Annotated in this window: 13 protein-coding genes; 9 read left to right on the top strand and 4 right to left on the bottom strand. The window is 66.1% G+C overall.

Features of this window, described 5'->3' with window-relative positions; genetic code table 11:
* Positions 1–159 precede the first annotated feature (159 nt).
* The 9 genes from rpsH (at position 160) to map (ending at position 5,712) form a co-directional block, all read left to right on the top strand.
* Entirely contained in the window at positions 160–558 is a 399-nt protein-coding gene (rpsH, locus tag ACZ5QD_RS10305) for a 30S ribosomal protein S8 (RefSeq protein ID WP_006895594.1), read from the top strand.
* Between the two features lie 13 nt (positions 559–571).
* Entirely contained in the window at positions 572–1,108 is a 537-nt protein-coding gene (gene rplF / locus ACZ5QD_RS10300) for a 50S ribosomal protein L6 (protein ID WP_045537169.1), read from the top strand.
* A gap of 3 nt (positions 1,109–1,111) precedes the next feature.
* Positions 1,112–1,510, top strand: a complete 399-nt coding sequence (rplR, locus tag ACZ5QD_RS10295) for a 50S ribosomal protein L18 (RefSeq protein ID WP_006895592.1) — start codon at positions 1,112–1,114, stop codon at positions 1,508–1,510.
* 37 nt (positions 1,511–1,547) lie between these two features.
* Positions 1,548–2,192 carry a 30S ribosomal protein S5 gene (rpsE, locus tag ACZ5QD_RS10290; protein ID WP_006895591.1) on the top strand — a complete coding sequence of 215 codons (645 nt, stop codon included), beginning with the start codon at positions 1,548–1,550 and terminating at the stop codon, positions 2,190–2,192.
* Positions 2,193–2,195: 3 nt separating this feature from the next.
* On the top strand, positions 2,196–2,375 hold the full coding sequence (rpmD, locus tag ACZ5QD_RS10285; protein ID WP_006895590.1) for a 50S ribosomal protein L30: 180 nt from the start codon (positions 2,196–2,198) through the stop codon (positions 2,373–2,375).
* 2 nt (positions 2,376–2,377) lie between these two features.
* Positions 2,378–2,818 (top strand): 50S ribosomal protein L15, encoded by a 441-nt coding sequence (gene rplO, locus ACZ5QD_RS10280; protein WP_006895589.1) that lies wholly within the window; start codon positions 2,378–2,380, stop codon positions 2,816–2,818.
* A 215-nt stretch (positions 2,819–3,033) separates the two neighbouring features.
* Positions 3,034–4,365, top strand: a complete 1,332-nt coding sequence (gene secY, locus ACZ5QD_RS10275; protein ID WP_006895588.1) for a preprotein translocase subunit SecY — start codon at positions 3,034–3,036, stop codon at positions 4,363–4,365.
* Positions 4,362–4,910 (top strand): adenylate kinase, encoded by a 549-nt coding sequence (locus ACZ5QD_RS10270; protein WP_006895587.1) that lies wholly within the window; start codon positions 4,362–4,364, stop codon positions 4,908–4,910. Before secY ends, ACZ5QD_RS10270 begins: the two co-directional genes overlap by 4 nt.
* A 7-nt stretch (positions 4,911–4,917) precedes the next feature.
* The gene (map, locus tag ACZ5QD_RS10265) at positions 4,918–5,712 is read left to right on the top strand and encodes a type I methionyl aminopeptidase (RefSeq protein WP_222111247.1); all 795 of its coding nucleotides are present in this window, start codon (positions 4,918–4,920) and stop codon (positions 5,710–5,712) included.
* Positions 5,713–5,912: 200 nt separating this feature from the next.
* On the opposite strand, the gene ACZ5QD_RS10260 is transcribed toward map, so the two are convergent.
* From ACZ5QD_RS10260 to ACZ5QD_RS10245, 4 genes are all read right to left on the bottom strand, one after another.
* On the bottom strand, positions 5,913–7,178 hold the full coding sequence (locus ACZ5QD_RS10260; RefSeq protein WP_222111248.1) for a glycosyltransferase 87 family protein: 1,266 nt from the start codon (positions 7,176–7,178) through the stop codon (positions 5,913–5,915).
* Positions 7,179–7,242: 64 nt separating this feature from the next.
* A complete protein-coding gene (gene dtd, locus ACZ5QD_RS10255; protein ID WP_006895584.1) occupies positions 7,243–7,695 on the bottom strand; it encodes a D-aminoacyl-tRNA deacylase in 453 nt (150 codons plus the stop codon).
* Position 7,696: 1 nt separating this feature from the next.
* Entirely contained in the window at positions 7,697–7,861 is a 165-nt protein-coding gene (locus tag ACZ5QD_RS10250; protein WP_222111249.1) for a hypothetical protein, read from the bottom strand.
* Positions 7,858–8,259: a phage holin family protein gene (locus ACZ5QD_RS10245; protein WP_045537174.1), complete on the bottom strand. Its 402-nt coding sequence runs from the start codon at positions 8,257–8,259 to the stop codon at positions 7,858–7,860. Before ACZ5QD_RS10245 ends, ACZ5QD_RS10250 begins: the two co-directional genes overlap by 4 nt.
* Positions 8,260–8,402 lie beyond the last annotated feature (143 nt).

The following is an 8,402-nucleotide window of genomic DNA, read 5'->3' as shown; positions in this document are numbered from 1 at the left end:
TCATACAGCTTGACGGTGCCGGTGAAAAGCCAATGGCATCTTCAGGCGTTGAACAATGCACAACTATCCACTTCGTGGAAGGCCCACCAGTGCTGATCGGCAGCGATGCCGGTGACACCGCTGTATGGGAACCGCTACGAGAAAGGTTGACGGTCAACCATGACCATGACTGACCCGATCGCAGACTTTCTGACGCGTCTGCGTAACGCCAATTCGGCGTACCACGACGAGGTTTCGCTGCCTTCGTCGAAGATCAAGGTGAACATCGCCGAGATCCTCAAGCGCGAGGGCTACATCACCGACTACCGCGTCGAAGACGCCGAGGTCGGCAAGAAGCTCACCGTGACCCTGAAGTACGGCCCCAGCCGCGAGCGCAGCATCGCCGGCCTCCGCCGCGTTTCGAAGCCGGGTCTGCGTGTGTACGCAAAGTCCACCAACCTGCCCAAGGTTCTGGGCGGCCTCGGCGTGGCCATCATCTCCACGTCGTCCGGTCTGCTCACCGACCGCCAGGCAGCAAACCAGGGCGTGGGCGGCGAAGTCCTCGCTTACGTCTGGTAGGGGAGCGTAGAGAATGTCGCGTATTGGTAAGAATCCCATTGAAATCCCCGCCGGCGTCGATGTCGCGATCGACGGCCAGGACGTCAAGGTCAAGGGCCCGAAGGGCGAACTGAGCCTGACGGTCACCTCGCCGATCGCGGTGGCGAAGGAAGACAACGCCATCGTCGTCACCCGGCCGAACGACGACCGCGAGAACCGTGCCCTGCACGGTCTGAACCGTTCGCTGCTGAACAACCTCGTCGTCGGTGTGACCCAGGGTTACACCACGAAGATGGAGATCTTCGGTGTCGGTTACCGCGTCCAGGCCAAGGGCAAGGACCTCGAGTTCGCCCTCGGCTACAGCCACCCCGTGCCGATCGAGGCTCCGGAGGGCATCACCTTCGCGGTGGAGTCCCCGACCAAGTTCTCGGTCTCGGGAATCGACAAGCAGCTAGTCGGCCAGATCTCGGCGAACATCCGCCGCCTGCGTCGTCCGGACCCCTACAAGGGCAAGGGCATTCGCTACGAGGGTGAGCAGATCCGCCGCAAGGTCGGAAAGACGGGTAAGTAAGCCATGAGTGAAACAGCAACCGTTCGCAAGCCCATCGGCAAGGACGTCTCGACTCGCCGTCGCACCGCGACCAACCGTCGTCACTTCCGCCTGCGCAAGAAGATCAACGGCACCGCCGAGCGTCCGCGCATGGCCGTCAAGCGCAGCAGCCGTCACATCCACGTCCAGGTCATCGACGACCTGACCGGTCGTACCCTGGCCGCCGCCAGCAGCATCGAGGCTGACGTGCGCGCCGCCGGTGGCGACAAGTCGGCTCAGGCCGCCAAGGTCGGCGAGCTCGTCGCAGCCCGCGCCAAGGCTGCAGGCATCGAGGCCGTCGTCTTCGATCGCGGAGGCAAGGCGTACCACGGCCGCATCGCGGCTCTGGCCGACGCCGCCCGCGAGGGAGGACTGCAGTTCTGATGATGACCACCAAGATGATTAACGGAGGCGACCTCTGATGCCCGGACGTCAGCGTGATGGCGGCAACGGACCCGCCGGAAACAACAACAACGACAACCGCGGTGAGCGCCGCGGCCGCGGCGATCGTCGCGACAACCGCAACCGCGAGCGCGAGGAGAAGAACCATCTCGAGCGCGTGGTGACCATCAACCGCGTGTCGAAGGTCGTCAAGGGCGGTCGTCGCTTCAGCTTCACCGCTCTCGTGGTGGTCGGCGACGGCCAGGGCATGGTCGGCGTCGGCTACGGCAAGGCCAAGGAAGTCCCGGCGGCGATCCAGAAGGGCGTCGAAGAGGCTCGCAAGAACTTCTTCCGCGTCCCGCTGATCGCGGGCACCGTGACCCACCCGGTTCAGGGTGAGGCCGCAGCCGGTGTCGTGATGCTCCGCCCGGCCAGCTCGGGTACCGGTGTCATCGCGGGCGGCGCCGTGCGTGCCGTCCTGGAATGCGCCGGTGTCACCGACGTTCTCGCGAAGAGCCTCGGCTCGGACAACGCGATCAACGTCGTCCACGCCACGGTCGCCGCACTCAAGATGCTGCAGCAGCCTGAAGAGGTCGCTGCTCGTCGCGGGCTGACCGTCGAAGAGGTCACCCCCGCCGGCATGCTGCGCGCACGCGCGGCCGCCGCAGCGAACAAGGGAGCATAAGCCATGGCTGAGCTGAAGATCACCCAGATCAAGGGCACCATCGGTACCAAGAAGAACCAGCGTGACAGCCTGCGCACCCTTGGGCTCAAGGGCATCCGCCAGACGGTCACCCGCGAGGACACCCCGATCAACCGCGGCCTCATCAACGTGGTTCGTCACCTCGTGACAGTCGAAGAGGTTTAGTCATGACCATCAAGCTGCACCACCTTCGCCCCGCTCCGGGCGCGAAGACCGAGAAGACCCGCGTGGGTCGCGGTGAGGGCTCCAAGGGTAAGACCGCCGGTCGCGGCACCAAGGGCACCAAGGCGCGCAAGAACGTTCCGGCCCGCTTCGAGGGCGGCCAGATGCCGATTCACATGCGCCTGCCGAAGCTGAAGGGCTTCACCAACCGCAACCGCGTGGAGTACCAGGTCGTCAACGTCGGCGACATCTCGCGGCTGTTCCCGGAGGGCGGCACCATCGGCGTCGCCGATCTGGTCGCCGCGGGCGCCGTCCGCAAGAACCAGCTCGTGAAGGTTCTGGGCGACGGTGAGCTCACCGTGAAGGTCGACATCACCGCCGACAAGTTCACGGGCTCCGCCAAGGAGAAGATCGCCGCTGCCGGCGGCACCGCGACGCAGGCCTGAGCCTTCGCCGCATGCAGAACTGCCGAACCGGTCAGGTGTTGCGACGCACGACTATTGAGTCGTTGCGCCGCTCACCTGACCGGTGGCGGTTCTGGGGCTGTTAAAGTTTCACCGAGGGCGTCCGGCTGAGGACGCCCCGGTCATTTCCGAGTCGACCGCCAATGCACGATGAGGCGCACGTGCCCACCGAGTCTGCGGTGCTATAGGAGGAGTTAGTGCTTTCCCCCCTCGTGGCGACCTTCAGGACGCCCGACCTGAGGAAGAAGATCTTCTATGTCCTCGGCATCCTCATCCTGTACCGTCTCGGCACGACGCTCCCGTCGCCCGGCGTGGACTTCAAAGAGATCGAAAGCTGTGTCGATGCGGCCAGCCGCGGCGACTCGGGCCAGATCTACTCGCTGATCAACATGTTCTCCGGCGGCGCACTGCTGCAGCTGTCGGTGTTCGCGATCGGCATCATGCCGTACATCACGGCCAGCATCATCGTTCAGCTGCTCACCGTCGTCATCCCTCGGTTCGAGCAGCTGCGAAAAGAAGGCCAGTCCGGCCAGACCAAGATGACGCAGTACACCCGCTACCTCACGGTGGCGCTGGCACTGCTCCAGTCGACGGGCATCGTCGCGCTGGCGGCCACCGGCAACCTCCTGCCGTCGAACGGGGCCGACTGCAACGCAGACGCAATCCTCAACGACACCAGCGTCTTCGGCCTGTCGATCATCGTCCTGGTGATGACCGCGGGCGCCTGTCTGGTGATGTGGTTCGGCGAGCTCATCACCGAGCGCGGTGTCGGCAACGGCATGTCGCTGCTGATCTTCACCGGCATCGCCGCCCGCATCCCGGCTGAGGGCCGGACCATCCTGCAGCAGCGCGGCGGCCTGGCCTTCGGCCTCGTCTGCGTGGCGATCGTGCTCATCCTGGTGGCCGTGGTGTTCATCGAGCAGGGCACCCGCCGCGTGCCGGTTCAGTACGCCAAGCGCATGGTGGGCCGCAAGATGTACGGCGGTTCGTCGACGTACATGCCGATCAAGGTCAACACCGCGGGCGTCATCCCGGTGATCTTCGCGTCCTCGTTGCTGTACATCCCGCAGTTGATCATTCAGCTGACGAACAGCAACGACGGCGAGGCCGCCGGCTGGAAGCTGTGGCTTCAGGACAACCTGATCAACCCGTCCAGCTGGTTCCACATCGTCACGTACTTCCTGCTGATCATCTTCTTCACGTACTTCTACGTCGCCGTCACGTTCAACCCAGAAGAACGAGCCGACGACATGAAGCGGTACGGCGGCTTCATCCCGGGCATCCGCCCCGGCCAGCCGACCGCTGACTACCTGAGCTACGTGCTCAGCCGGATCACGCTGCCCGGCTCGCTGTACCTGGGCATCATCTCGATCCTCCCGAACCTGTTCATGGACATCGGCGGCGGCAGCGCCTCGAACATCCCGTTCGGCGGTACCGCGCTCCTGATCATCGTGGCCGTCGGCCTCGACACGATCAAGCAAGTGAACAGCCAGTTGATGCAACGCAAGTACGAAGGGTTCCTGAAGTGAGACTCGTCATCCTCGGACCGCCCGGAGCGGGCAAAGGCACACAGGCCGAACTGATGTCGGAGGCCCTCGGCATTCCGCACATCTCGACCGGCGACCTGTTCCGCGCGAACATCTCGCAGGGCACCCCGATCGGCGTGGAGGCCAAGAAGTACCTGGATGCGGGCAATCTGGTCCCGCCGGAGATCACCATCAACATGGTCCGCGAGCGGGTCGCGGAGCCGGATGCGGCCAAGGGCTTCATCCTCGACGGCTTCCCGCGCTCCACCGAGCAGGCGGTCGCGCTCGAGGGCATCCTCGACGATCTGTCGACCAAGCTCGACGGCGTGCTGTCGTTCAAAGTCGATACCGACGTGGTGGTGGAGCGGATGCTCGCCCGCGGTCGCGCCGACGACACCGAAGAGGTCATCCGCAACCGCATGGCCGTGTACGACGCGGAGACCGCGCCGCTGCTCGACCACTACGCCGGTCAGGTCACGGAGATCGACGCCGTGGGCTCGGTCGACGAGGTCCACCAGCGCGTGCTCGCGGCTCTCGGCAAGGCCTGATCCACCGGTGGGTTTCCGCAAGCCGAAGGCCGTTCCGTTTCGGAGCGCGGGCGAGCTGGACGCGATGGAGGCGGCGGGCGCCGTGGTCGGCGCCGCCCTCGTCGCTGTCCGGGCCGCGGCCACCGCGGGGATGAGCACCCTGGATCTGGACGAGATCGCCGAATCGGTGATCCGCGAAGCCGGTGCGGTGCCGTCCTTCAAGGGCTATCACGGCTTTCCCGGCTCCATCTGCAGCTCGGTCAACGAGGTTGTCGTGCATGGCATTCCGTCCAAGGACGTGGTGCTGGAGCAAGGTGATCTGGTATCGATCGACTGCGGCGCCATCCTCGACGGCTGGCACGGCGACTCCGCGTGGACGTTCGGCATCGGCGAACTCTCCGACGCCGACGCCGAACTGAGCGAGGCGACCCGACTCTCGATGGAGGCGGGGATCGCTGCGATGGTCCCCGGCAACCGCCTCACCGACGTCTCACACGCGATCGAGAACGGGACGTACGCGGCGGCCGCGAAATTCGGCCGCGAGTTCGGGATCGTCGCGGGATACGGGGGACACGGCATCGGTCGGGAGATGCACATGGACCCGTTCCTGCCCAATGAGGGCAAGCCGAATCGCGGGCCGCGGCTCGTGGTCGGATCGACTCTGGCGATCGAACCGATGCTCACCCTCGGCACGGCGGACACCACGGTGCTCGAGGACGATTGGACCGTCGTCACCGACGACGGCTCACGGTCGGCCCACTGGGAGCACACGGTCGCCGTCACCGAGGACGGTCCGCGAATCCTCACTCCGCGCCCCGCCTGACGCGTAGTCATCTCTGACTGTGCCGCCGACCGTCCGGGTCGGCGGCACAGTCGTCTCCTCAGTGGTTTCGACACGCTCGGCGCCAGGGCGCCTCGCGGCTCAACCAGCGGGCGGGTGGGCATTTATCGCTGGTTGAGCGAGCGGTCCTATCGCTGGTTGAGCGCGTGCAGTCTTTATCGCTGGTTGAGCGCGAGCAGTCTTTATCGCTGGTTGAGCGAGCGCAGCGAGTCGAAACCCCCGTCACACCCACTGCGACCGGCGTCGGCCTCGCAGACCTCCACCGATGCGGTCGACCGCCAGCGCGCCGCACCGACGGCGAGCACGACGAAGGTGAACCACACGTACGCGTCGCCGACGATGCTCTGCCACCAACTCCAGCCGAGTTCGGTGTCGTGACCGCTCGGCAGGAGCCAGTGCGGGCCCACTGCGAAGATCACCGCCGCCAGAACGGTGGCGGCCACGAGCATCCCTCCGAAGCGTCTGGTCCAGATCGCGTAGACCGCGATCAGAAGCGCCGGCGCCACCCAGGTCCAGTGATGCGACCAGCTCACCGGGGACACGAGCAGTACCGCTGCGGCGTTGACCAGCAGCGCGGTGGCCTGCTGCCCGGCCGCCAGGAGGCGGCTCATCCAGACCGCGGCGAGCACGACGGCGACGACCGACAGGACGAGCCACGCGGCGGTCGAGACACTGTCGCTCATGCCGAACCGGAACACTGCGCCCTTGATCGACTGATTACCCGCGTAATAGGCCGCGCCGATGCGTTCGGTCTCGCCGAGAGTGTGAAACCAGTACTTCGCCGAATCGGCGGGCATCACGAGCCAGGCGACGGCGACGGCGCCGACCGTCCCCGCGACCATCGTCGCCGCCCCGCGCCAGTCGCGGCGAAGGAGGAAGTAGAGCAGGAAGCCTGCCGGCGTGAGTTTGATCGACACCGCGATGCCGATGAGGAGCCCGCGGGGCCACTTCGGATTCCGGCAGAGGACGTCGAAGGCGATCAGCGCCATCAGGACGGCGTTGATCTGTCCGTAGCTCAAGGTCTGCCTGACCGGTTCGACGAACTCGGCGATCGCGGTTGCGCCGATCACCAGTGTGGCGCGGTCGATGCGGTCCAGCTTCGGTGCGAGCCGAGCCAGGACCAACCAGAGCGTCAGTGCGACCGCCGCGAGAGTCAGCGCGAACATCACGGCGTCCGCAGCGGACGTCGGCAGCATCGCGAGCGGACTGAAGACGATCGCCGCCAGCGGCGGATAGGTGAACGGCAGGGCGTGCCCGTCCACCAGAGGCGTGGGGCCGTACAACGACTGACCGTCGAGCCACAGCCGTGCGCCCATCCGGTACACGTGCAGATCCAGGTAGCTCTGCCAGCGAATGCCGATGACCGTGCTCAGCGCGAGAAGCGCCACTGCCAGGCCGAGAAGGCGACCGTGCCGGGCGGTGATCGTTCGGCTCAGCGGGTTCGGCACCGCGTCAGCGTATCAGCGCCGCGGGGGAGTGGATCGAGCCGAGGCGGCGGGCGGTGTCGCCGATCTAGACGTCGAGGATCAGCGTCACCGGGCCGTCGTTGACCAGATCGACGTGCATGTGTGCGCCGAAGCGTCCGGTCTCGACGGTCGCGCCGAGCGCGCGCAGGGCGTCGACCACCTCGTCGACCAGTGGTTCGGCGACCGGACCCGGGGCGGCCGCACTCCACGACGGTCGCCGGCCCTTGTCGGTGTTCCCGTACAGCGTGAACTGGCTGATCACCAGGATCGGGGCGTTCAGATCCGCCGCCGAGGCCTCGCGGCGGTCGTCACCTCCGTCGAGGATCCGCAGACGCCAGATCTTGTCGGCGAGCTTGGCCGCGGCGGCCCGGTCGTCGTCGTGGGTGACGCCGACCAGTGCGACCAGACCGAGTGCCCCGCCGGACAGGTCGAGGGCGCCGACGGTCTCACCGTCGACGGTGACGGACGCGGAACTGACGCGCTGGATCACGGCCCGCATGTCAGAGCAACTCGTACACGCCGGACACCGATGCGCCGACCCGCCGTTGGCCCCCGGCGCCTGCCGAGGCTCCCATCACCGCGACACCGAGGTCGATCCGCAGTCCATGGCAGCGCGCGGACGTCTCACCGAGGCCGCAGACCGCCACGGTGCGGCGCTCACTCACAGATTCTCGACGCTGTCGCGCATCACCATGGCCGTCAGCCATCCGACCACCGAGACGACGATCGCGCCGAAGATCGCCGCCCAGAAGAAGCTGTCCACCACGAGACCGTGGTGGAAGACGTTGTGGGTCAGCCAGCTTGTGATCTCCAGCATCAACGCGTTGATGATGATGTGGATGAGGCCGAGCGTGAGGATGTACAGCGGAATCGAGAGGATCTGAATGATCGGCTTGATGAAACCGTTCACGAGTCCGAAGACCACCGCGACGAAGAAGACGATGCCGACCTTCGCCCACCACGACTCGATGTCGCCGAACTCGAAGTGGACGCCGGGAACGATGAGGGTGGCGATCCACAGGGCCACGCCGGTCAGGGCGCTGCGGATGAGGAATGCACGCATGCCTCCAGTGTGGCACGCCGTTTGGAACGAACGCCGCAACTGGCGTAGACTCGATCGTCGGTGCGTCGTGCGGTCACGCATGCCCACGCCCGGTGCCTCACAGCACCGGACCGGGGTGACCGTTCGATAACGCCACCGTAGCG

This window comes from Gordonia sp. J1A (genome assembly GCF_055393515.1).
This window is presented reverse-complemented; position numbering and strand designations above follow the sequence as displayed.